Raw genomic sequence first — 23,563 nt, 5'->3', positions numbered from 1 at the left:
GGTGTAAAATCCGCGCGAGGAGAAGAGGCACGGAGATGTTTACCACGCAGAACAAAGAGACCAAAGAGACGAAAAAGTTTCCATCGGATCTCGAGATAGCCCGTCAGGCACGACTCGTGCCGATGCAGGAGGTAGCTTCCGGCATGGGGATCGGGCCTCATCTGCTAGAGCCCTACGGCGAGAACGTTGCCAAGGTAAAGCTCGGGGCCATAGACGAGCTGGCCGACCGTCCGAGGGCAAAGTACGTCGTCGTCTCGGCGATTACGCCGACGCCGCTCGGTGAGGGCAAGACCACGACGACCGTCGGGCTCGGCCAGGCGTTCTCCCACCTCGGCAAGAAGGCGACCGTTGCCGTGCGCCAGCCCTCGATGGGGCCGACCTTCGGCATCAAGGGCGGAGCCGCCGGCGGCGGCTACAGCCAGGTCGTGCCGATGGAGACGCTGAACCTGCACCTGACCGGCGACATGCACGCCGTAACCGCCGCCCACAATCTGCTCTCCGCGATGGTGGACAACCACATCCACCAGGGCGGCGAGCCCAGGCTCGACCCGCGCGACGTGCGCTGGCGGCGCGTCATGGACGTGAACGACCGCTCCCTGCGCAACATAGTTAGCGGCCTCGGGGCGCGGGGAGACGGAGTACCGAACCAGTCCGGCTTCGACATCACCGCCGCCAGCGAGGTCATGGCCGTGCTCGCTCTGGCGGACTCGCTCGGTGACCTGCGGCAGCGGCTCGGGCGCATCGTGGTCGCCAACGACGTCGACGGATACCCGGTCACCGCCGAGGACATAAAGGCCGCCGGGGCCATGGCGGTAATATTGCGCGAGGCCCTGAAGCCGAACCTGATGCAGACGCTGGAGAACACGCCGGTGCTGGTCCACGCCGGGCCGTTCGGCAACATCGCCCACGGCAACTCCTCCATCGTGGCCGACCGGGTCGGCGCCCGCGCCGGGGATTACCTCATAACCGAGGCCGGTTTCGGGGCCGACATGGGCGCGGAGCGGTTCTTCAACATCAAGAGCCGCGCCTCCGGCATCGCCCCGGACGCCGCCGTGCTCGTCGCAACCGTGCGCGCGCTCAAGGTCCACTCCGGCCGTCACAAGGTCGCCGCCGGGAAGCCGCTGCCGCCGGAGCTTCTGGAGGAGAACCCCGACGACGTGTACGCCGGGGCGGATAACCTGCGGAAGCAGATCTCCAACATAAAGCTGCACGGCGTCTCGCCCGTGGTCGCCATAAACGCCTTCCCCACGGACCACGCCTCCGAGCACGCCGCGATTCGTGAGATCTCCGAGGAGATGGGTGTCCGCGTCGCGGTCTCCGAGCACTTCACCGAGGGCGGCAAGGGGGCCACGGAGCTCGCCGAGGCCGTCGCGGAGGCAGCCGAGGAGCCTTCGGGCTTCGCGCTGCTCTACCCGGACTCCGCCAGCCTGCGGGAGAAGATCGAGACCATCGCGAGCGAGGTGTACGGGGCCTCCGGCGTGGACTACTCCCCGCTCGCCGCCGGACAGCTCGACTCCTACGAGAGCTCCGGCTACGGCAACCTGCCGGTGTGCATCGCAAAGACCCACCTCTCGATCTCCAGCGACCCGACCCTGCTCGGCGCGCCCAAGGGCTGGACCCTGCCGGTGCGCGAGGCCCGGCTCTCCGCCGGCGCGGGCTTCGTGTACCCGATCTGCGGCGAGATGCGCACCATGCCCGGCCTGAGCGCGACCCCCGCCGCGGAGAACATCGACCTGGACGAGAACGGGGAGGTGGTCGGCCTCTCGTGAGCAGAGCGGACTCCACCCGCCCGGCCCGAGCGCCGGACTACCAGGGGCTCTCGCTCGGGGAGTTCCTGGACTCGGTCGCCTCCGACAGCCCCGCGCCGGGCGGTGGCGGGGCCGCTGCCGTAACGGCCTCGCTCGCCGCCGGGCTGGTCTGTATGTCCGCCCGGCTCTCGGAGAAGCATGTGGAGGACGCCGGAGAGCTAGCCGGGCGCGCCGAGGGCCTGCGCGGGCAGGCCTTGCCCCTGGCCCGCGCCGACGGCGAGGCCTACGGGCGGGTGCTGGCGGCGCTGCGTCTCCCGGCCGGAGAGCCCGGACGCCGGGAGGCTCTGGATCTGGCTTTCGGAGAGGCCGCCGACGTGCCGCTCCGGGTCGCGGAGCTCGCCCGGGAGACGGCAGAGATCGCCGCCCGGCTCGCCGAGGAGGGCAACCCCAACCTGCGGGGCGACGCCCTCACAGCCCTGTATCTGTCCGAGGCCGCGGCCAGATCCGCCGCGGAGCTCGTGAGGCTGAACGTGGAGGAGATCCACGGCAACGGAGCCGCAGACGCCAGAGACCGCCGTGACCGCGCCACCGGCCTCTATCAAGAGACCGCCGCCCTGGCGCGGCGTCTCTCCGGCGGGGAATAGAACGGGGGAAAGAAGTGCGGACGCCCAACACGAGGCCGCCACCGGCAAGGCCCGGAAGAGCGGTGGCCCGGGAAAGGAGGCCACGATGACCGAGAGAAGGACACCCTTCTACGATTACCACCTGCGCTCCGCGCGCGACCTCATAAAGGGCGGCGGGGAGTTCATGTTCCCGACCTCCTACGCCTCGCCCGTCGAGGAGCACCGAAACGTGCGCACCAACGTCGGGATGCAGGACCTCTCGACGATGGGTGAGATCGACGTGAAAGGACCCGGAGCCGAGCGGCTCCTGAACCGGTTGCTGGTGAACGAGGTGCTGGACCTCCAGCCCGGACAGCTCCGCTACTCCACCATGTGCAACGAGGCCGGCGGTGTCGTGGACGACGTGACCGTGTACAAGTTCGACGACGAGCACTTCATGGTCGTTGCGAGCTCTGGGCCACGCAAGAAGTCCGTGCGTTGGATCTCAGATCACGCCCGTGGATCTAGCGCCTACGTCACCGACGTGACCGCCGCCCTGGCGCTGCCAGTGATCCAGGGTCCCCGCTCGCGGCTGTACCTCAAGTCCGTCGTAGAGGACGTAGACCTCGACTCCCTGCGCTTCTTCCGCTTCGCCACCGGCCGCATCGGCGGCGTGGAGGTCATCGTCTCCCGCTCCGGCTACACCGGCGAGCTCGGCTACGAGCTGTACGTCCCCGCAGAGGAGGCCGGTTACCTGTGGGAGCACATCCTGCAAACCGGCAAGGAGTTCGGCCTCAGACCATACGGCCTCGAAGCCATGCAGAGCCTGCGTATCGAGAAGGCGTTGCCGCTGTACGGGCCGGACATAGGCGAGAGCCAGACCCCGTTCCACGTCGGTCTCGAACGTTGGATCTCCTTCCGCAAGCGGGATTTCGTCGGGCGGGAGGCACTCCTCCGGATGCAGGAGCAAGGCCTGGACGAGCGGTGGGTCGGCCTGATCCTGCAGAGCGAGGCCCCGGCCGCACCGGGCGACGCGGTCCACTCCATAAGCGACGTCGCGACCTTCCGCGAGCTGGTCGAGAACGGCGCGGAGGCCGGGCAGTACGAGGACGACCTGATGCCGGGCGAGAGCCGGGTCGGGCGTATTACGTCCAGCGCCCGCGGCCACACCGTCGGCGAGACGCTCGCCCTGGCCTACGTGGACACGGCTCACTGCTGGCCGGGCCGCAACCTGCTCGTCGAGGTCGGCGGGCATCCCGTGCTCGCCCGCGTGGCCCCGACCCCGTTCTTCGACCCCGAGTGGTCCCGCGTCCGGGCTAAGCCCGCCGACGACGAGCGGCAGGCGCGGCTCTCGCCGGCTCCCGGCCCCGGAGCCCCGTCTACCCTCGGCGCTCCGGCGCCCTCCAACGGAAGCCCGCACAACGGCAGCCCCACGGGCGGGAGCAGGTAGGGCTCCCATGAGACCAGTGGGCCACACGAACCGCAGCGGGCGCTACGACGTGATCGTGGCCGGAGTCGGCGCGATGGGCAGCGCAACCGCCTACCAACTGGCCCGGCGTGGAAAAAGGGTGCTCGGCCTGGAGCGGTACGGCATCCCGCACAATATGGGCTCCTCGCACGGTCACACCCGGATTATCCGGCTCGCCTACTACGAAGACCCGTCTTACGTGCCCCTGATCCTGCGCGCCCACGAGCTGTGGCGCGAGCTCGAAGATACGGTCGGGGAGCGTCTCCTGCACACTACCGGCTCCATCGACGCCGGCCCCGAGGAGTCCTGGGTCTTCAAGGGCTCCTGGGACTCCTGTAGACTGCACGACCTGCCCCACGAGGTCCTGACCGGCGCGGAGCTTAGACGCCGCCACCCCGGCTACCATCTGCCGAAGGATCACCTCGCCCTCTTCCAGCCCGACGGCGGCTTTCTGGAGCCCGAGCGGTGCATAGTCTCCTACGTGCGGGCGGCGCAGGCGGAAGGCGCCGAGATCCACGGCCACGAGCCCGTCCTCGACTGGGAGCCCCTGGAAGGCGGGGTGCGCGTCCACACCCGCCACGGCTCCTACGAGGCCGAAAGAATAGTCTTTACCACCGGGGCCTGGATGCAGGATATGCTCGGCGTGCTGGACGGCCTCGCCACGCCGGAGCGTCAGGTCCTGGCCTGGCTGCAGCCCACCCTCCCCGAGAGCTTCCGCCCCGACAACTTCCCGGTATTCAACCTGCTGGCCGAGGAAGGCCGCTTCTATGGGTTCCCGGTGTACGGTGTGCCGGGCTTCAAGTTCGGCAAGTACCACCACCTCCAGGAGCAGGGCCGCGCCGACGAGGTGGACTGGCGGGTCCACGACCAGGACGAGGAGCTCCTGCGGGGCTTCGCCGCCCGATACTTCCCGGACGGCTGTGGGCCCACGATGGATCTGCAAGCCTGCATGTTCACCAACACGCCGGACAAGCATTTTATCCTGGACATGCATCCCGAGTATCCGCAGGTAGCCCTGGCATCGCCGTGTTCGGGGCACGGGTTCAAGTTCGCCAGCGTGGTCGGGGAGGTGATGGCCGACCTCGCCGAGACGGGGACCACCCGTCACGACACCAGATTCTTCGGGCTTGAGAGGCTTTTCACACAGCGTCACACGCCGGATGCAAGGGCGGAGACAAACGGTAAATCCGCCCGCACACGGCCTTTGGGGCGTGGTTTCCGGCGCTCGGAGGAGGTCGAGACCTTTTGGTAGAGAGGCCGAAAAACGGCAATACGGGCGGTACTTCCGGGGTAAAGAATGTAAACTCCATACATATGCCTGCTAATCGAAAGAGCGCCCCCGTGCAGTCTGTAGACCGTGCCGTATCGGTCATGGAGTTTCTCTCCAGGCAAGGTCTATCTAGTCTAACGGAGATCGCGAACGAGCTAGATATACACAAGTCAACCGTCTACCGGCTCCTGGCGACCCTGGAGTACCGGGGCATAGTAGAGCAGGACCCCGACACCGAGAGGTACCGGCTCGGCTTCGGGCTGGCGGCGATGGCGGGATCGGTGACCGCCGACCTCGACATCGTGCGCCACTCTCGGGGCATCTGCCAGAGCCTCTCTGACGAGACCGAGGAGACGGTGACGCTGGAGGTACTAGAGGGCAACGAGGCGGTGATCATCCACCAGAGCATCTCCTCCTCGTCGGTCCTGGGGGCGGACTGGTCGGGATCTCACACGCCGTTGCACTGCACGGCCTCGGGCAAGGTCCTCATGGCCCACATGCCTTCCCGGCGCGTGAACGGGCTGCTCAGAAAGCAGCTGGAGGCGAAGACGGATAACACCATCGTGGAGCCGGACCACCTGCGCGAGCAGTTCCAGGAGATCCGGGAAAGCGGCTACGGCTACACCGTTGAGGAGCTCGAGGTCGGCCTGAACGCCGTGGGAGCCCCCATCCACGCCTCCGACGGCAACGTCGTCGGCGCCGTAAGCCTCTCCGGCCCGGCGTTCCGGCTGCCGCTCGAATCCATCCCCGACTACGGCCGGCTGACCGCCGGAGCGGGCTCGGACATCTCCCGACGCTTCGGCTATCATCGCGGCGCCACCACCGGCCGATAATCGGGGATAACCCCGGGTAAACGAGTAACCAAAAGTAGTCGCGGGTAGTCGCTCCAGATTCGTTGTAGTCCTCTGAAGCTCTCCGAAGTCCTCTACCGGGCCCGCTTTGCGGCGCTCGGCTCGCGCTTCCCGCTTACTCCCTCGCAGGGCAAGGTGAGTGCGGCACGATCTCCTCTTGAATCGCATCGAGCACGGTGGTATGAATCGCGTAGAGAGAAAAAGTTTCGTTCTGCGCAACGGAGGAGCGGTGGAGAGGTCATATCCCAAGAGGTATAGCGGAGAGTTTATAGGGCGGTACCTGGGGGCGATCTTGTCCGGGCTCGACGCGGAAGTCCTGGACATTACCGTGGACGGGGAGCTGGACGCTGACGAGGCCGAGCTCGTGCTGGTCGACGACCTCTCGCTCGTCGGGCGGGGCCCTGTCGTAACCAGTGGTACACGGGCGGACGTGGTGTACGTGGATGAGACCCGCGGGACGGCAAAGCTCTACGGACCGCTCTGCGGCGCGCGCCACGGGGACGCCGGCGCGGCGGCGGACCTCGCGCCACCTCTACCGCTCCCCGTCCTGATGTCGCGGGGTGGTCTGGACGCCGGAACCTGGGTGCTGCTCACGACGCGCATGGGCGGCGGGTACGAGCGCCGCCTCATCAGGGCTACCCCCGAGGCCATAGAGCGGGGCCGGGAGCTGGCCCTGGATCTGGAGTGGTGCGGAGTAGCCTAGCTCGGGGACGTCTACTCCGTCCACTGAAAGCACCGTGACCGGCTCGTCCGTAGTATCCAGGAAGGTATCCGGGCCAGGCTCTCGGGTCCTTCAAGTCCGACGGTAACGCGCTGGCAGGCGGGCCGCATGTCTGGTGAACCCGAAGCGCCGACACCCGGTGGCAAAGGACCTCCCTCCCGGAGTGACCTCTCGAATGGTCCTTCATGTTCGGCCGGGCCTGCGACTATGCCCCGGCCGCCCGTTGTGTGCGCGTTTTCTCCCTGGGGTTACGAATTGTGGGACAATTAGCAGACCGAAACAGGGAGACGGAGGCAGAGATGACAGCATCAACCACATCCCAGACGGCCGCCGGGCGCACCGAAGAAGACGTTACCGTCCAAGGCGCCCAAGACGACTACATCCTCGGTATCGAGTCCCAGCTCACCGGGGACGAGAAGGACGTGAGGAGCCGCGTGCGGAGCTTCGTCCGGGAGAGCCTGAAGCCCTCCATAGAGGACTCTTTCGAGTCGGCCAGCTTCAGTAGGGAGCTCATCCCCGAGCTGGCGGAGCTCGGGCTTTTCGGGATGCACCTCGAAGGCTACGGCTGCGCCGGTAAGGGGGCGGTGGCCTACGGGCTGGCGTGCATGGAGCTAGAGGCCGGGGATTCTGGGGTCAGAACCCTGGTGAGCGTCCAGGGCTCGTTGGCTATGAGCGCGATCCACAAGTTCGGCACCGAGGAGCAGAAACAGGAGTGGCTGCCGCCGATGGCCCGTGGAGAGAAGCTCGGTAGCTTCGGGCTAACCGAGCCCGGCGCCGGGAGTGACCCCGGCTCCATGACCACCACCGCGCGGCGTTCAGCGGATGGCGGTTGGATTATAGACGGGGCGAAGCGTTGGATCGGGCTCGCGACTGTCGCCGACGTGGTAGTGGTCTGGGCCCGGGACGAAGAGAGCGGCAAGGTGCGCGGCTTCCTCGTGCCGACCAACTCGCCGGGCTTCGAGGCCACCGAGATCCGCCAGAAGCACTCCATGCGCGCCTCAATCCAGTGCGACATAGAGCTGAACGGCGTCGAGGTCGGCGAGGAGGCGCTGCTGCCCGGCGTGGAGGGTCTCAAGGGACCGTTCGCGTGCCTGAACGAGGCCCGCTACGGGATAGTTTGGGGGGTTCTGGGCGCGGCCCGCGACTGCTACGAGACGGCGCTGAATTACTCCACGCAGCGGGAGCAGTTCGGAAAGCCCGTCGCCGGTTTCCAGCTAACCCAGCAGAAGCTCGTGGAGATGAAGCTGGAGATAGAGAAGGGCCTTCTGCTCGCGCTGCACATCGGCCGCGAGAAAGAGGCCGGACGCGCGACGCCGCAGCAGATCTCCTTCGGCAAGCTGAACAACGTGCGTGAGGCTTTGGACGTAGCCCGCGAGGCCCGGACCATACTCGGGGGCAACGGCGTCACCGGAGAGTACCCCGTGATGCGCCACATGGCGAACCTGGAAAGCGTCCTGACCTACGAGGGAACGAGCGAGGTACACACCCTCGTGCTCGGCCAGGCCATCACCGGTATACAGGCGTTCAGATAGCCCTGGGAGAAGGCTACCTAACGCGGTTCGGCGGGGCGCGAAGGGGGCTGATTGCCGGCTCTCCGATGCGGGTAAAATATCTGCGGTAGCGTAATTAAGCGCAGCTAACAGAGGCAACGGCAGTAATAGCAGGGGAGGAACGTGGCACAGATGAAGGCTGTCCGGGTAGAGGAGTTCGGCGAGCCCGAGGTACTGAGATACGAGGACGCCGAGCGTCCCGAGCCCTCGATGGGCGAGGTGCTGGTGGAGGTGCGCTCCGTCGGCGTCAACTACGCCGACACCATGCGCCGGCGCAACCAGTACGTGATCCGTCAGGAGCTACCGTTCGTGCCTGGCGCAGAGATCGCGGGCGTCGTCACCGAGCTTGGCGAGGGTGTGGAGGGAGTGTCGGTCGGCGACCGGGTGGTCTCGCTGGTCGGCGAGGGGGCTTATGCGGAGTACGCGCTGGCCTCGTCGCAGGCCCTGATCCCGATCCCCGACGAGCTGGACTTCGACACGGCCGCCGCCATCCCGCTACAGGGCCTGACCGCCTACCACGTCCTCAAGACCTCCGGGCAGCTAAAGGAGGGCGAGTCGGTGCTGGTACACGCCGCCGCCGGAGGGGTCGGGACGCTCGCGGTGCAGATGGCCAAGATCATGGGCGCGAGCCCGGTCATCGCCACGGCCAGCTCCCAGAAGAAGCTGGACCTCGCGAAGGATCTCGGCGCGGACGTCCTGATCGACTACACCGAGGAGGACTGGCCCGAGAAGGTCCGGGAGGCGACGGACGGTGCGGGCGCGGACGTGATCCTGGAGATGGTCGGCGGCGACTTTATAGAGAAGAACCTGCGCTGCATGAACGCCTGGGGCCGGATGGTCGTCTTCGGGGCGGCGAGCGGCGAGCGCGGGGAGATCTCCCCGATGGAGCTCCTGCGCAAGAATCACTCCATCATAGGGTTTTTCTTGCCGCAGGTGATGAGCCGTCCCGACCTCTTCGTGCCGAGCCTGCAGGAGATGCTGGGCTGGATCTCCTCGGGCGAGGTCAGGCTTACCCTCGGGGCCAGCTACAAGCTACAGGACGCTGAGCAGGCTCACTCCGATCTCGAAGGCCGCAGGACCACCGGCAAGATCGTGCTGAACCCCTAAATTGGCCCAGCGGAGCGAGCCCTGGGTAAGGCCCGGAACCCCGCATCTTAGCTATCTGGAGGCCCACGGTGGAGCCTCTGGATCGCTCGCGGAGAAGAACGTGCTCATGATACACGGTAACTTCTCCGGCAAGAACTGGTGGCGCGAGCTCTACGAGGAGCCGCCCGAGGGCTCGCGGCTCCTGGCTCCCGATCTCCCCGGCTTCGGCGACAGCCTGGCCGGACGCCACTTCGTACCCTCCATGAAGCTCTACGTGGACGCCCTCCACGGCTTTCTGGACTCTCTCGACGTGGACGAGGCCGTGCTGGTCGGGCATTCCATGGGAGGCGCGGTGGCCATGCAGCTCGCGCTCTCCGATCCGGATCGTTTCCCCGGCATGATGCTCCTGAGCCCCGCCCCGCCGGGCGGCCTCCAGACGCCGGACTACATGTACCCACTGCTCAAGGCCCTGCGCCACGACCGGCGCGCCCTGCGCCGCGCCCTCAAACGGATGATGCGTAGCCGGATCCCGGAGTACATCGAGGAGCTGGTCGAGGAGGCTGGAAAGATGCACCCCAAGGGCTTCGCCGGCAACGCCCGCATGCTCTCCGAGGAGAGCGTAAACGGTGAGGCATCGCGCTACCACGGCCCAGTGCTCGTCGTCTCCGGCGACCGCGACACTCTCGTGCCACCTTCATCGGCCGAGGCCACGGCGCGCCGCTTTCCCGCTGGAGAGCACGTCCTGCTGTCCGGCGTCACCCACAGCCCCCAGATAGAGGCCCCGGGAAAGGTTGGCTCTCTGCTGCAGAACTTCCTCGACCGAGCCTAGCCTGTGGGGCTGCGCCAGAAATCAACGGCGAACTAGAGCATCGTGGACGATGAGACCGGAGAAGGCGTCTTGAGCGATCTGGACCACAGGCTACGGGAAAGCTCCCCGCTAATAATAGACGGCGGGACGGGCACCGAGATCGAGAAGCGCGGCGTGCCGATGGACGACGCCTCGTGGTGCGCCGCCGCCCTGGACAGCCACCCGGAGGTCGTGCGGGAGGTACACGAGAGCTACATCCGGGCCGGGGCGGAGGTGATCATAGCCAACACCTTCACCACCTCCCGCCACATACTCGAGGAGGCCGGGCTCGGGGACCGCTTCGAGGAGCTAAATGCCCGGGGCGTCGGGCTCGCGAGGGAGGCCCGTGAGCGCGCCGCCGGGAACTCGGAGTATCCGGTGTACGTGGCGGGCTCCATCTCCACCTTCCCGCCGCGCCTGGACCCGGCCTACAACCCGTCCCCGGAGCGGGCGCTGGAGAACTACCGGGATCAGGCCCGGATACTGGCCGGGGCCGGGGCGGACCTAATCGCCTTCGAGATGGTCCGGGACGTAGAAAAGACGCGCCTGGCGCTCTCCGCCGCGCTGGAGACCGGCCTGCCCGTGTGGCTCGGCTTCAGCGCCACCCGCGACGAGAACGGCTGGCTCGTGCTCTGGGAGGGCGGCCAGACCCTCGCCGAGGGCGTGGCGGAGCTGGCTCCGCTCGGGCCTTCGCTCGTCTCCGTCATGCACACCCTGACCGAGGACGCGCCGGAGGCGCTGGAGGAGATAGGGACCCACTGGCACGGACCACTCGGGGCGTACCCGCACTCGGGCAGGTTCATCATGCCCCACTGGCAGTTCGAGGGCGTGATCTCACCAGAAGACTTTGTCGCCGAAGCCTGCCGCTGGCGCGACCTTGGGGCCACCGCCATAGGCGGCTGCTGCGGCATAGGCCCCGAGCACATAAAACTCCTCCGGGAGGAGCTGCGGCCCGGCTCCTAGCCTGTGCGAGTCTACGCGAGGCAGTGAGCTCGAAACAGGCCACCGGCACCGAAGACAAACTGAAGCATGTATACACGCATACGCAGGTTTCCTGGCGTTGATTCAGGCCTGGCCCGCGAGTGGTTCCGCGCAGTCCCCAACTCACCTCGCCGAGCCGACGGAGTCGTTTACCCTCGGTGACGCTCGTAATGCTTATCAGGCTTGAGGCTCTTCCAGCTTACTTGACGTTAACGTAAACGTAATTTAATGTCCTTGTTTAACGAGGAGGAGAGATTTGGGTTACATGATCGGGGAGCTGGTAGAGGAGTTTGACGTTACGGCGCGGACCATCCGGTTCTACGAGGAGCGGGGTTTGATCTCCCCGGACAGGAACGCCAGGACCCGGGTCTACGACGAGCGGGACCGGGTCCGGTTGCGGCTCATCCTGCGGGGAAAGCGTCTGGGGTTTGATCTCGAGGAGGTCCGGGAGATGCTGAGTCTCTACGAGCTAGACGATGGAGAGGCCCGGCAGCTAGAGCACTGCATAGAGGTGGGCCGCGACAAGATTGCCGCCCTCGAGCGTCAGAGAGAAGACGTGGAGGCCACCCTAGCCGATCTCCGGGGCTTCGAGAGACGCTTCATCGAGCTTCTCCGGGAGAAGAGAGACGAGCCGCCGGCCGTATCCGGGACTCCCGGCGTCCTGCGTGACGAGAGGAGGCAGTAGTGCGCACGACACACGAGGTAACCAATCAGGCCCCGCCGCTGGTGGACTACGATGCCGCCGCGGACCCGGCGCTTATCGAGAGTCTGCGCGGAGAAGGAGGCGCGGAGGCCGAACCCGAGGTACGCGAGATCGGCAAGATCGTGGGCTCGGCGGAGGTGCAGGAGCAGACGTGGCTCGCGAGCGAGTACCCGCCAAAGCTCCGCACCCACGACCGCTACGGCCATCGCGTAGACGAGGTCGAGTTCCACCCCGCCTGGCACGAGCTCATGGACACCGCGGTCCGGCACGGGCTGCACGGCAAGCCCTGGACCGAGACTGGATCGGGCGCCCACGTGGCGCGGGCGGCCAAGTACGTCGTGTGGGCCACGCAGCCAGAGCAAGGGAGCTGCTGCCCCGTAACGATGACCTACGCCGCCGTGCCGGTCCTGCGCCGGCAGCCGGAGCTCGCGGAGCGTTTCGAGCCCCTGCTCGCCTCCGGTGAGTACGACTTCGGGCTCCGCCCGCCCGAGGCCAAGCGCGGCCTGATCGCAGGCATGGCCATGACCGAGAAGCAGGGTGGATCCGACGTGCGCGCCAACACCACCCGCGCCGTGCCGGACGACACCGGCGAGGCGACGTACCGGCTCACGGGACACAAGTGGTTCTGCTCCGCGCCGATGAGCGACCTCTTCCTCGTGCTGGCGCAGGCCCCCGGAGGCTTGACCTGCTTTATGCTGCCGCGCGTGCTGCCCGGCGGCGAGCGCAACCGGATGCACCTGCAGAGGCTCAAGGACAAGCTCGGTAACCGCTCAAACGCCTCCTCCGAGGTCGAGTACGATGAGGCCATCGCCTGGCGCGTCGGCGAGGAGGGCCGGGGCGTCAGGACCATAGTCGAGATGGTCAACATGACACGCCTGGACTGCGTAATCGGGGCCTCCGGCGGCATGAGGTGGGGCGTCCATCAGGCCGTGCACCACGCCGCCCACCGTCAGGCGTTTGGCAAGCTCCTCATCGAGCAGCCCCTGATGACGAACGTGCTCGCCGACCTGGCCGTCGAGTCAGAGGCGGCGATGATGCTCTCGATGCGGCTCGCCGGGGCGGTAGACCGCTCGCTCGCCGGAGACGAGAGCGAGGAGGCGTTCAAGCGGCTCGCCGGAGCGGTGTCGAAGTACTGGGTGACCAAGCGGTGGCCCATGCACGCCGCCGAAGCCCTGGAGTGCCTGGGCGGCAACGGCTACGTGGAGGAGTCCGGCATGCCCCGCCTGTACCGGGAAGCGCCCATCCAGAGCGTGTGGGAGGGCTCCGGCAACGTCGCCGCGCTCGACGTGCTGCGGGCCATGAGCCGGGAGCCCGAGGGCGTGGACACCTTCCTGGCGGAGCTCGACGAGGCCGCCGGGGCCGACCGTAGGCTCGATCAGGCGGTCCGCGCTCTGAAGAAGGAGCTTTCTGACCCGGAGGACCTGGAGAGCCGGGCCCGCATGGTAGTCGAGCGTATGGCGCTCGCCCTGCAAGGCTCCCTGCTCGTCCGGCGCGGCGGCCCGGCGACCGCCGACGCCTTCTGCGCCTCCCGGTTCGGCGGTGACTGGGGACACGCCTTCGGCACCCTCCCGAAAGGCCTGGACCTAAAGACCATAGTGGATCGCGCACGCCCGGAGCCCTCCGGACGCGAAGTAGATGAAAAGGGCGAGAGACAAAGCGGAGAACCGCACGAGCCACTACAGACCAGCAAAACGTGAAACGCATGAGATCAGACTGAGATCGTACGCTTCCGGGAGAGCCCGCAGGTCACGACAAGGCGCTGTTACACGGCACGTTCAACGGCGTGTTCGGGGTACCGGGGCAACGTGTGGTCCCCGGAGTCGGCTGTAAAGCCCGTAGAGAGGAGATAATTAATGCGCGTTGAGGAAGTGTTCGCCCGTACCGCCCGCCGCCAGCCGGAGTCGGCGGCCTGGATCGAGTCCCACGACGGAGCCGCAACGAGCTATGCGCGGGCCGCGGAGTCTGTAGAGGCCGCTGCCGGGATGCTTGCGGGAGATGAGGACGCCGGGGAGCCCGTAGCCCTCCTTGTCCCCAACTCCGGTGTCTATCTGCTCGCGGCGCTCGGCATTCAGAGAGCCGGGAGCGCCATCGTACCCATCAACATCAGGCTCGCCCAGGAGGAGATCGAGTACATACTCAAAGACTCCGGGGCCCGGGGCGTGGTGTACGATGAGAGCCTCGAAGACGCCTTGCCGGACGACTGGAGCGGCTTCCGGATGAGCGTCGGGGAGCTGACCGGTGCGGAGGGTGCGGGGCGAAGAGGAGCGGTTCCCGGCCCCGGTGAACTCTCGGAGGATGCGATCTCGGCGATCATGTACACCTCCGGGACCACCGGCAGGCCAAAAGGGGTCGAGATCTCCCACCGGGCGGCGCTCGCGGCGGCGCGAGTTATAGTCTCGGAAGCCCGCATCCGCCCCCTCGACAGGGTCCTGCAGCTAATGCCCCTCACGCACTCCGCGCCGCTACACCTGATGGCCTATGGCAGCTTCTACGCCGGGGCCGCCCAGGTGGTCGGCACCTTCGATCCCGTTCGGAGGCCCGGGATGCTCCCGGAGGAGGCCGCTCGCCACGAGACGACCCACACCTTCGCGGCCCCGGTGGCCTACATGCTCGGTCTCAAGGCGGGCTCTGCCTCCCGCGACCTCTCCGGCATGCGATGCTGGATGTACGGAGGCTCGCCGATGTCGAAGGAGCAGGTGGAGGCCGTCATGCGGGGCTATGGTGGCTCCCAACAAAATAGCGCCCGGTGGATGGCGGTCTACGGCCCCACCGAGGCGGGGCCGAACGGGACGCTGCTGGATCACGAGGACCACGCCGACAAAGCCGGGAGCATCGGCTGGCGGTCCACCCTGACCTGCGAGGCTCGTCTGGTGACGGACGAAGGCGACGAGGTGGCCGAAGGCGAGATGGGGGAGATCTGGCTGCGCTCGGAGTCCATGATGCGGGGCTACCGCGGCAAGCCAGAGGCCACACAAGAGGTGCTCGATGATGAGGGCTGGCTCCGCACCGGCGACCTGGCCCGCCGGGACGGCGACGGCTACCTCTGGATCGCCGACCGCAAGAAGGACGTCATAATCTCCGGGGGCGTAAACGTCTATCCCACGGAGGTGGAGCGGGCGCTCGTGGAACATCCCGGCATCTCCGAGGTGGCGGTCGTCGGCGTCCCGCACGAGGAGTGGGGGGAGACCGTGGCGGCGATAGTGGTGCTGGCCGCTTCTCGGCAAGCTCCGACGCTCGAAGAGCTGCGCTCCTTCGCCGAGGACAAGCTCGCCGACTACAAGATGCCGCGCAAGCTGGAAGAGGTAGAGGCGTTGCCGCGTAACACCACCGGGAAGATCCTGAAAGCCTCTCTCCGCGCCCGAGCCTCTGAATAGTCCCGGTGAGAGGTTCTAGAGGCTATTATGAGCGTTAGCGTCCGGCCGTGACTATCCGAGAGTCGCACTCAAGCGACGTCTCAGACGAAGGAGGTGCGTTTGCCGCCTCGTATAAGACGCTTGTCCTGGAAGACGCTCCTCGGTGCGATCATGACCTACGCGAGATACTCGACTGACCAAGGCGGGTGGCTCGCGCAGGCTACCTGGGGAGATACACGCCTCAAGACTTGGTGCCGCGGGGGAGGCCCACCAGCAAACCCGGTGATGGATCAAGCCGGGGTTGTTCGAGGAAATGGTCCACGATTTACGCTCACTTTTGCGGATTCTCGAGGGTGGAGCCGGTTCTAGAGCCGACGGCGGCCATAATAGGCTCGCGCACGCCCGGCTCCAACCCCGAGAGTTGACCGCGAGACTCGGGCCTCCCGGACGTAGATCGCTCTTTCAGGAGGACTGGCGGGCGGGCTCGCGGCGCCGGTTCTCGGCGTCGAGGCTAGCCGGGGTCCATCCGGCGTCCGCTGGGTCCAGGTTTCTCCCCGGCGGCACGATCTCGTCCACCCGGTCCAGAAGCTCTTCCGATAGCGAAACTTCCGAGGCCGAAAGCTGAGACTCCAGCTGCTCCATCGTCCGGGGGCCGATGATGGCTGAGGTGACGGCGGGATGCTTTATAACGAACGCCAGGGCAAGCTCTATGGTGCTCAGACCGTGCTCCTCCGCCACCTCTCCGAGCTCCTCTGCCGCTATACGCTTCGCCTCCTGCTCGGGGCCTTCGGTGGACCTGCCCATCCGGGCCATCATCTGGTCGCGGTGGGAGGGCTCCGGGCTCTGTCCCTTGCGGTACTTGCCGCTGAGCATGCCGCCGGCGAGCGGGCTCCACGGGATCACGCCCATACCGTACTTGCGGGCGACCGGCAGCACGCTGGACTCTATACCGCGGGTGAGTATGGAGTAGGGCGGCTGCTCGGTGACGAACCGCGTGAGGCCCCGGCTCTCCGACACCCACTGCGCCTCCACCATCTCGTGGGCGGGGAACGTGGAGCTTCCGGCGTACAGGATCTTGCCGTCGCGCACCAGGTCCGTGAGCGCCGAAAGAGTCTCCTCGATGTCCGTGTCGGGATCGGGGCGATGGATCTGGTACAGGTCTATGTAGTCCGTTCCCAGGCGGCGCAGGCTGTTCTCTACCTCCCGCACGATCCACCGGCGGGAGTTCCCGCGGGTGTTGGCGTCCTCGCCCATCTGGCCGTGGGCCTTGGTCGCGAGCACCACGTCGTCGCGCCTGCCGTCCTTTAGAGCTTTGCCGACGATCTCCTCGGACTCACCATCAGAGTACACGTCCGCCGTGTCCACGAAGTTCACTCCCACGTCCAGCGCCCGGTGGATGATTCTCACCGAGTCCTCGTGATCCGGGTTGCCCCAGGCTCCGAACATCATCGTGCCCAGACACAGTGGGCTAACCTTTACGCCGGTCCTGCCGAGCGTTCTGTACTCCACCTTGCTCCTCCTCGAACTGCCGCTCTCACTACCGCACTACTCTTGCGCGTTACAGGCCGTGTATGGATGCAGGCTTCTTTCAGGCTCCTGCTAGCTCGACCGGGCCGATACCTGTTCCGCGGCCACCGTCCCGAGCTCCTCGGTCGCGTCCCGCAGCTTCTCCAGGCCCTCCAGGCTTAGCTCGCTTAAAACCTTGCGCTTCTGCTCCATGCCCGCGCTATAGATACGCTCTACCGTCGCCGTGCCTTCCGTGGTCGGGTAGGCGCGTCTTACACGCCGATCCTCCGAGTCCTCCGCCCGGTAGGCCATGCCCTGGGCCACCAGCCGGTCGACCAGCCCGGTCGCCGTGGCGAGGTGTATGCCGAGCCCCTCGGAGAGCTCCTGGCCCGAAGCGCTGCCGCTAAACGACAGTATGAGAAGCGCCTTGAGCTGCTGGATGGTGAGATCCAGAGCCAGCAAAGGGTTGGAGTCGTCGGCCAGATATATCCTCTGTAGCTTCTCGTCCATCGCGAGGATCTCATCCACCAACCGCTGTCTGTCTTCCATCTCTGCTCTCCGCCTCCCCGATATAAACTTCCCGTCCCGCCTCAAGTGGGGCATGAAAGACCCGGTCCTGCTCTTCCGTCTCTCATAGTCTCCCATGGTGTCATACCGAATTTTCCTCCAGAACTTCTCTCCGGGCTCCCGGACCAGACTAAAGCGCCGGTGGGGCTCCCCGGGGAGCCCCACCGGTTGATCCGCCGGCGTCTGGAGGGGGGGATGACTGCCGGGCATATAGTTTGTATCGCACCAACTATATGTTGTCAACTTGAAACTTATAGTTTGTACAGTACAAACTATGGGCGGGCTCCGGAGGGAGCTTCGTGGGTTACACAGGCTCGGCAGTCGGTAGAACCGGCGCAGACCGGCCGGTCCAGTGCGGGGGCGTGGATGTACGTCCTCTATACACATCTCTTAGCTTGGATCCAGGGAAGAGGGGCGGCATGCCGCAGAGGAGCACGAAGAGGGGCACGACGAAGAACGACAACGTCATAGAGGTCAGGGGGCTCGTCCGGTGTTACGGGGAGTTCACGGCGGTGGATAACGTGGATCTGGACGTCGGGCGGGGTGAGATCTACGGTTTTCTCGGGCCGAACGGGGCCGGTAAGACGACCACGATCTCCATGCTAACCACCCTTCTAAAGCCGACCTCGGGGACCGCCACGATAGACGGACACGACATAGTAGAGGAGCAGGCCGCCGTCCGGCGGGCCATAGGGATGGTCTTCCAGGAGCAGAGCATAGACGAGAAGCTCACGGCCCGCGAGAACCTGGACTTCCACGCCGTGCTCTACGGCGTCCCGCGCCGCGAGCGTAAAAAGCGGGCCGCCGAAGTCTTGCAGACCGTTGACCTCGAAGACAGGGCCGATCAGAAGATAGAGGAGTTCTCCGGCGGCATGAAGCGCCGGTTGGAGATAGCCCGCGGCCTCTTGCACACCCCGCGCGTGCTGTTTTTGGACGAGCCGACGCAGGGCCTCGACCCCCAGACCCGGAACAGCATCTGGGAGCACCTTCTGAAACTGCGCGAGGAGAGCGACGTTACGGTGTTCATGACCACACACTACATGGACGAAGCCGAGTACTGTGATCGCATCGCCATTATGGACGGCGGCAAGGTCGTCGAGGAAGGTGCGCCCGAGGATCTCAAGGGGAGGGTTGGCTCAGACGTCGTCAGTGTGACGCCCGTGGATGAGAGCGCCGCCACCCAGCTCAGGAGCTTCGCCGAAGATAAAGGGGTGACCGTCCGGGGCGGGGAGGATGGGTATATGGAGCTGTACTTCGAGGTCGAGAACGGCACGCGCTTCGTGCCCCGGTTACTCGGCGAGCTCCCCGCCACAGTCGAGGCCGTCAGCGTCCGGCGGCCGACCCTCGACGACGTGTTCCTGAACCTCACGGGCCGGAGCCTCAGAGACCCGGGAGCCGGCCCGGAGGAGGCGGGGGAGCCCTCTGGCGGGCAATCCTCCGGAACGAGAACATCCGGCAGCGGCGCGCGTAGGTAGAGAGGTTAAATTATGCAGTCCCTAGAAGCCGTGTACGCCATCTGGAAGCGGGAGATGATCCGGTGGTGGCGCGACAAGCTCCGAATCGTCGGCTCTCTGAGCTTTCCCCTGATCTTTCTGTTCGTTTTCGGCAGCGGCCTATCTGGAGCTATGGGCTCGCTAATAGGCGGAAGCGGCGGCGGACCGTCCATAGACTTCAAGCAGTTCATCTTTCCCGGCATTATCGGGTTCAACGTGCTCATAGGAGCCGTGTTCAACGGAATATCACTCGTCCAGGACCGCGAGTACGGCGTGCTGAAAGAGGTGATCGTGGCCCCTATAAACCGGGCGGCGGTCGCCCTGGGCAAGACGCTTGGCGGCGCGACCGTGGCTAGTCTCCAGGGCTCTCTGGTCCTGCTGCTCGCGCCGCTCGTCGGTATACAGCTTACGGTGACGATGGTACTCCAGATCCTGCCCGTGATGCTGCTCGGTGCGTTCGCGCTTTCTTCGATGGGCGTGGCGCTTGCGGCCAGGATGAGCAGCACCCAGGGATTTCAGCTGGTAAGCCAGTTCGTGATCTTCCCGCTCGTCTTCCTCTCTGGCGTATTCTTCCCACTGCAGGGGCTGCCGACCTGGATGAGCTGGCTGGTGCAGTTCAACCCCGTAAGCTACGCCATAGACCCCCTGCGAAGAATAGTGCTCGGTGCCCAGGGCGTCACGAGTGAGGCGTTCGGACAGGCCGGGCTCGGAATAACCATCGGCGATCACCTCGTCACCCTGACCCAGTCGCTCCTGATAGTCGGGGCGTTCGGGCTACTGATGAACGCGATAGCGATGTGGCTCGTGAGTATCCAGGACTGACACCGGAGCGGACGATGGCAGGCTGCTCTGGGGAGCCTGCTCTGGGGTAGGACCGCCCACGGAGATGGAGTTCCGCAAAGGCTGCGACACACTCGACGTGACGTCCCCGCTCTCTTTCTTGCGCCCCGTGGATGCCGCGAGTGCCGGGGCTGTACAATCCTCGTATGCAAGACAGGTGCCAGGCGCTCCCGGAAGATCCCGCCGGTTCGCGGGCGGACTTTGCCTCTGGAGAGGCTAGAGCCGCTTACGAACCCTCGCCCGACGAGATACGGAGGGCCAGCGATCTCCTGAAGGTCGTCGGCGACCTTACCCGGATGCGCATACTCTGCGCCCTGCTCCGGGGTGAGCTCTCCGTGAGCGACCTCCAGCAGAGCCTCGACATGAGCCAGTCCGCCGTCTCCCACCAGCTACGGAGCCTCCGCGACGCCAACCTGGTCAAGTACCGCAGAGAGTGGAAGACCGTCTACTATTCCCTGGCCGACGACCACGTCCTCGACCTCATTACCCTGGTGGTAGAGCACATCCGCCACGACTAGACGTCTGGCAGCCTCCCGCTCTAAACACGAGGCCCCGTGAACCCGTAGCTTGACATCCAGATCGCATGATTGTACGCTCATGTTATGTAAGATGAGTAAGTGTTCATATAAGCTGGTCCTTCACGAGAGTCTGGAGAGAGGATAGTTACCGGCATGAGGAACCTTGCGGAGCTGGTTGCGTTACTCGGTATAGGAGAAGGGGTGGTAGGGCTCGTCGCGCCCCGGCGGCACATGCTGCTGTGGAAGTTCGGTCCGGAGGGCTACCGGAGGATGATGGAGGGGTTCGCCGAGCGTCCCGGTCTGGTCCGGGCGCTGGCCGCCGCCGAGCTCGGCGGCGGGCTCTGGATCGCCCTGCGGCAGTACGGGGGACCGGCGCGGTAATGTCGCACTCTCACGCGGAGCAGGGGCATTCGTCCGGGGAACACTCGCACGGTCACGGCGCGGGGGCGAACAAGAAGGCTCTCGCCGTGGTGCTCGCCCTCACCCTGACGTACATGGTCGCCGAGATCGTGGGCGGCTTGATAACCGGCTCGCTGGCGCTACTGGCGGACGCGGCGCACATGGCCTCGGACAACGTGGCGCTCGGGCTCGCGCTTTTCGCCTTCTGGCTCTCGGCCAAGCCCCCGACGCCGAACCGGAGCTTCGGTTACAAGCGGACCGAGATCCTGGCCGCCCTGTTCAACGGGATCACCATCGTCGCGGTATCTTTGTGGATCTTCTACGAGGCCTACCAGCGTCTACAGGACCCCCCCGAGGTCCTCGGCGGGTGGATGATGATCGTCGCCGTCGTGGGGCTGCTGGTCAACCTCGCCGGGACCATCATCCTCACCCGCTCCGCCGGGGAGAACCTGAACATGCAGGGCGCCCTGAGGCACGTAATGGCGGACTTGCTGGGATCCATCGGGGTTATCGTGGCGGCGGTGGTCATCGTCGTGACCGGCTGGAGCTACGCGGACCCCATAATCAGTGCCTTTATAGGGGCGCTCATCCTCGTTAGCTCCTACAAGCTTCTCAGGGACTCGGTGGGCGTCCTGCTCGAAGGCTCGCCACCCGGCATAGACGCCGAGGAGGTGGGGCAGAGGATGGCGAGCATGGAGGGCGTTACGGAGGTCCACGACCTGCACATCTGGACCGTCACCTCGGGCTTTCCGGCGCTCGCGGCGCACGTGCTGGTCGGCGCGGAAGAGGACTGTCACGGGCGGCGGCGCGAGCTAGAGTCACTGCTGATAAACGAGTACGGCATCGAGCACACGACCCTCCAGGTGGATCACGCGGGAGACCACGCGGCCACGGGAGAGCGCCTGCGGTTCATCTCCCGCCGGGAGAGGACCGGCTAGCCCGGAGACCGGAAAGAGGGGCGGGACGAGCCCCACCCCTCCGGTGATGCGGATATCGGGTGGTCTCGGTCCTAGATTACGGACCTAGACCACGGAGCTAGACGGGCCACCGGCGACGTATAGCGTCTCGCCACTGATGTAGGAGGCGTCGTCGGAGACCAGGAAGGCCACGACGTTGGCTATGTCCTCGGGGCGTCCGAAACGCTTTAGCGGGATGCCCTTGGAGAACTGCTCCTTCATGTCCTCCATGCTGATGCCGGCCCGCTCGGCGGCCTCCTTGGTCATCTCCGTCTCGATCCAACCCGGCGCCACGGCGTTCACGTTTACGTTGAACCGTCCGAGCTCCAGCGCCAGCGTCCGCGCCAGCGACTGCAACGCGCCCTTCGCGGCGGAGTAGTTGGCCTGGCCCTTGTTGCCGAGCGCGACGATGGAGGAGGTCATCACGATCTTGCCGTGCTCCTGATCCACCATGTACTTCTGCGCCGCCTGCGAGCACAGGAAGCTGCCCTTCAGATGTACGTCGAGCACCTTGTCCCAGTCGTCCTCGCTCATCTTGAACGAGAGGTTGTCCCGGAGTAGACCGGCGTTATTCACCAGGATATCCACGTGACCGAAACGGTCGGCCACCTCCTGGAAAGCCGCCTCGACCTGCTGCGCGCTCGACACGTCACAGGCCACCGCTATGGCCTCCGAGCCGATCTTCTCCACGGCCTCGACCGTGTCCCCGCAGGCCTCGGCGGAGAGGTCCAGAACCGCTATCTTGGCCCCGTCCTCGGCCAGCCTCTCGGCCTCGGCCCTCCCGATACCGCGGCCAGCACCGGTTATGATCGCAACGCGCCCGTCTAACTTTCCCATCTAAAACTCTCCTCCTCGACGAGGGTAAACCGACAAAGCTATATACATTTACCAATTATATATGTACTAAACGTATATGTGTATCGTAGATACGTGCCGTAGATAAGCGCCGGACGAGAGGATCTGGCCACCGGCGTGGGCACCGGACGTAAAAACGTAAGAGAGCCCTCCATCTGGAGGGCTCGGGTGGTCCGGAGTGCGGCGGTCGTGACACGTCCGCTGGCGGCTTCTTGGCTCTCTAAGCTCCTTATCGGGTGCGGAGCAGAGGAGCTAGATGTAGACGCCGCCGTTTATGTTTAGCGTCTGGCCGGTAATGTAGTCGCCCTCCACGACGAGGTAGCGGACGGCGCGGGCGACCTCGTCCGGCTGTCCGAGGCGCGCGAGCGGGATGCCAGACCTGATCTGCTCCTGCACCTCCTCGGAGACCCCGGCGAACATGTCGGTCTCTATGAAGCCGGGGCAGACGGCGTTCACGCAGACGTTGTAGCGGGCTAGCTCCTTGGCGGCCGCCTTGGTAAAGCCGATAATACCGGCCTTCGCCGCCGCGTAGTTGGTCTGGCCGAAGTTACCCGCCTGGCCGACGAAGGAGCTTATATTCACGATCTTGCCGCTGCCCTGCTCGGTGAACTGCGTTAGCGCGGCCTTTACCGTATAGAAGCAGCTGTTGAGGTTGGTCTGCACCACCGCGTCCCAGTCGTCGGTCGAGAGCTTTTTCATGCTCTTGTCGCGGGTGATGCCGGCATTGTTCACCAGCACGTCTATCCTGCCGAACTTCTCTAGCGTCTGCTCTATGAGTGAGGAGGCCTCGCCCGCGTCCGAGACGTCGGCCTTGATCGCCACGGAATCCTTGGAGCCCGCCTGCGCCAGATTGGAGACGACCTCCTCGGCGGGACCCTGGCTGTTGGCGTAGTTGACCACCACGCTCGCCCCCTCGCCTCCGAGCTCTTCGGCTATGCTCCTCCCCAACCCCCGGCCCGCGCCGGTTACGACTGCTACGGAACCCTCCAAATTACCCACTCAAGCTCCTTCCCCGTATCTCTACGTCTCTAGCCGTCCAAAACATGAAATCCTTGCGGAACCAGTCTAGTGGTAGGTAAAATCAGTTTCAAACTATGTACAATAAGCATATATAGTCCGATGCTACACCCGCACGGCGTACCGGGTGAGGGCGGGCTAGTACTCAGGGTATGTGAGGCGCCGACGCCGGCTCTCTCCCCCGAGGTGGATGGGGCCGCAGAAGAGGCCGGAGTTACGGCCTCGCGAGAGG

22 protein-coding genes are annotated in these 23,563 nt (G+C 65.7%); 18 read left to right on the top strand and 4 right to left on the bottom strand.

Annotated elements, in window-relative coordinates; all coding sequences use genetic code 11:
* Positions 1–35 precede the first annotated feature (35 nt).
* From ABD53_RS11420 to ABD53_RS11360, 13 genes are all read left to right on the top strand, one after another.
* Positions 36–1,769 carry a formate--tetrahydrofolate ligase gene (locus ABD53_RS11420; protein WP_047865926.1) on the top strand — a complete coding sequence of 578 codons (1,734 nt, stop codon included), beginning with the start codon at positions 36–38 and terminating at the stop codon, positions 1,767–1,769.
* The gene (locus ABD53_RS11415) at positions 1,766–2,392 is read left to right on the top strand and encodes a cyclodeaminase/cyclohydrolase family protein (RefSeq protein ID WP_053057993.1); all 627 of its coding nucleotides are present in this window, start codon (positions 1,766–1,768) and stop codon (positions 2,390–2,392) included. Before ABD53_RS11420 ends, ABD53_RS11415 begins: the two co-directional genes overlap by 4 nt.
* Before the next feature lie 85 nt (positions 2,393–2,477).
* Positions 2,478–3,800, top strand: a complete 1,323-nt coding sequence (locus ABD53_RS11410) for an aminomethyltransferase family protein (RefSeq protein WP_053057992.1) — start codon at positions 2,478–2,480, stop codon at positions 3,798–3,800.
* A 7-nt stretch (positions 3,801–3,807) separates the two neighbouring features.
* Entirely contained in the window at positions 3,808–5,070 is a 1,263-nt protein-coding gene (solA, locus tag ABD53_RS11405; protein ID WP_047865925.1) for an N-methyl-L-tryptophan oxidase, read from the top strand.
* Between the two features lie 89 nt (positions 5,071–5,159).
* A complete protein-coding gene (locus ABD53_RS11400; RefSeq protein ID WP_235401561.1) occupies positions 5,160–5,921 on the top strand; it encodes an IclR family transcriptional regulator in 762 nt (253 codons plus the stop codon).
* 247 nt (positions 5,922–6,168) lie between these two features.
* Positions 6,169–6,642, top strand: coding sequence for a hypothetical protein (locus tag ABD53_RS11395; RefSeq protein WP_047865924.1), 474 nt, complete (start codon positions 6,169–6,171; stop codon positions 6,640–6,642).
* 317 nt (positions 6,643–6,959) lie between these two features.
* Positions 6,960–8,192, top strand: a complete 1,233-nt coding sequence (locus ABD53_RS11390) for an acyl-CoA dehydrogenase family protein (protein WP_084709568.1) — start codon at positions 6,960–6,962, stop codon at positions 8,190–8,192.
* 150 nt (positions 8,193–8,342) lie between these two features.
* A complete protein-coding gene (locus ABD53_RS11385; RefSeq protein ID WP_047865923.1) occupies positions 8,343–9,317 on the top strand; it encodes a quinone oxidoreductase family protein in 975 nt (324 codons plus the stop codon).
* Between the two features lies 1 nt (position 9,318).
* On the top strand, positions 9,319–10,125 hold the full coding sequence (locus tag ABD53_RS11380) for an alpha/beta fold hydrolase (RefSeq protein ID WP_200900371.1): 807 nt from the start codon (positions 9,319–9,321) through the stop codon (positions 10,123–10,125).
* Between the two features lie 69 nt (positions 10,126–10,194).
* A complete protein-coding gene (locus ABD53_RS11375) occupies positions 10,195–11,106 on the top strand; it encodes a homocysteine S-methyltransferase family protein (protein WP_047865965.1) in 912 nt (303 codons plus the stop codon).
* Between the two features lie 283 nt (positions 11,107–11,389).
* Positions 11,390–11,809: a MerR family transcriptional regulator gene (locus tag ABD53_RS11370; protein ID WP_047865964.1), complete on the top strand. Its 420-nt coding sequence runs from the start codon at positions 11,390–11,392 to the stop codon at positions 11,807–11,809.
* Positions 11,809–13,524 (top strand): acyl-CoA dehydrogenase family protein, encoded by a 1,716-nt coding sequence (locus ABD53_RS11365; RefSeq protein WP_084709564.1) that lies wholly within the window; start codon positions 11,809–11,811, stop codon positions 13,522–13,524. Before ABD53_RS11370 ends, ABD53_RS11365 begins: the two co-directional genes overlap by 1 nt.
* Before the next feature lie 156 nt (positions 13,525–13,680).
* Positions 13,681–15,201, top strand: coding sequence for a class I adenylate-forming enzyme family protein (locus tag ABD53_RS11360; protein WP_047865922.1), 1,521 nt, complete (start codon positions 13,681–13,683; stop codon positions 15,199–15,201).
* A 441-nt stretch (positions 15,202–15,642) separates the two neighbouring features.
* Here the strand turns inward: ABD53_RS11360 and ABD53_RS11355 are convergent, their stop codons facing one another.
* Positions 15,643–16,689 (bottom strand): aldo/keto reductase, encoded by a 1,047-nt coding sequence (locus ABD53_RS11355; protein ID WP_047865921.1) that lies wholly within the window; start codon positions 16,687–16,689, stop codon positions 15,643–15,645.
* Between the two features lie 90 nt (positions 16,690–16,779).
* A complete protein-coding gene (locus ABD53_RS17305) occupies positions 16,780–17,235 on the bottom strand; it encodes a MarR family transcriptional regulator (RefSeq protein ID WP_047865962.1) in 456 nt (151 codons plus the stop codon).
* 437 nt (positions 17,236–17,672) lie between these two features.
* Here ABD53_RS17305 and ABD53_RS11345 point away from each other — a divergent pair, with 437 nt between their 5' ends.
* The 5 genes from ABD53_RS11345 to ABD53_RS11325 all read left to right on the top strand — a co-directional run bounded on the left by ABD53_RS11345 (position 17,673) and on the right by ABD53_RS11325 (position 21,441).
* Complete coding sequence (locus ABD53_RS11345) at positions 17,673–18,728, top strand: ATP-binding cassette domain-containing protein (RefSeq protein WP_047865920.1); 1,056 nt, start codon at positions 17,673–17,675, stop codon at positions 18,726–18,728.
* Positions 18,729–18,740: 12 nt separating this feature from the next.
* Complete coding sequence (locus ABD53_RS11340; RefSeq protein WP_047865919.1) at positions 18,741–19,568, top strand: ABC transporter permease; 828 nt, start codon at positions 18,741–18,743, stop codon at positions 19,566–19,568.
* Between the two features lie 164 nt (positions 19,569–19,732).
* A complete protein-coding gene (locus tag ABD53_RS11335; protein ID WP_084709561.1) occupies positions 19,733–20,104 on the top strand; it encodes an ArsR/SmtB family transcription factor in 372 nt (123 codons plus the stop codon).
* A 153-nt stretch (positions 20,105–20,257) separates the two neighbouring features.
* Complete coding sequence (locus tag ABD53_RS11330; RefSeq protein ID WP_047865918.1) at positions 20,258–20,485, top strand: hypothetical protein; 228 nt, start codon at positions 20,258–20,260, stop codon at positions 20,483–20,485.
* The gene (locus ABD53_RS11325; RefSeq protein ID WP_047865917.1) at positions 20,485–21,441 is read left to right on the top strand and encodes a cation diffusion facilitator family transporter; all 957 of its coding nucleotides are present in this window, start codon (positions 20,485–20,487) and stop codon (positions 21,439–21,441) included. The genes ABD53_RS11330 and ABD53_RS11325 overlap by 1 nt, the downstream gene beginning before the upstream one ends.
* A gap of 84 nt (positions 21,442–21,525) precedes the next feature.
* On the opposite strand, the gene ABD53_RS11320 is transcribed toward ABD53_RS11325, so the two are convergent.
* Both ABD53_RS11320 and ABD53_RS11315 read right to left on the bottom strand, forming a co-directional pair.
* The gene (locus ABD53_RS11320) at positions 21,526–22,296 is read right to left on the bottom strand and encodes an SDR family NAD(P)-dependent oxidoreductase (RefSeq protein ID WP_047865916.1); all 771 of its coding nucleotides are present in this window, start codon (positions 22,294–22,296) and stop codon (positions 21,526–21,528) included.
* 270 nt (positions 22,297–22,566) lie between these two features.
* A complete protein-coding gene (locus tag ABD53_RS11315; RefSeq protein WP_047865915.1) occupies positions 22,567–23,313 on the bottom strand; it encodes a 3-oxoacyl-ACP reductase family protein in 747 nt (248 codons plus the stop codon).
* Positions 23,314–23,563 lie beyond the last annotated feature (250 nt).

Source organism: Rubrobacter aplysinae (assembly GCF_001029505.1).
Taxonomy (GTDB): Bacteria; Actinomycetota; Rubrobacteria; order Rubrobacterales; family Rubrobacteraceae; genus Rubrobacter_A; species Rubrobacter_A aplysinae.
Note: the sequence above shows the minus strand (reverse complement) of the source record. Positions and strands in the feature narration are given on the sequence as shown.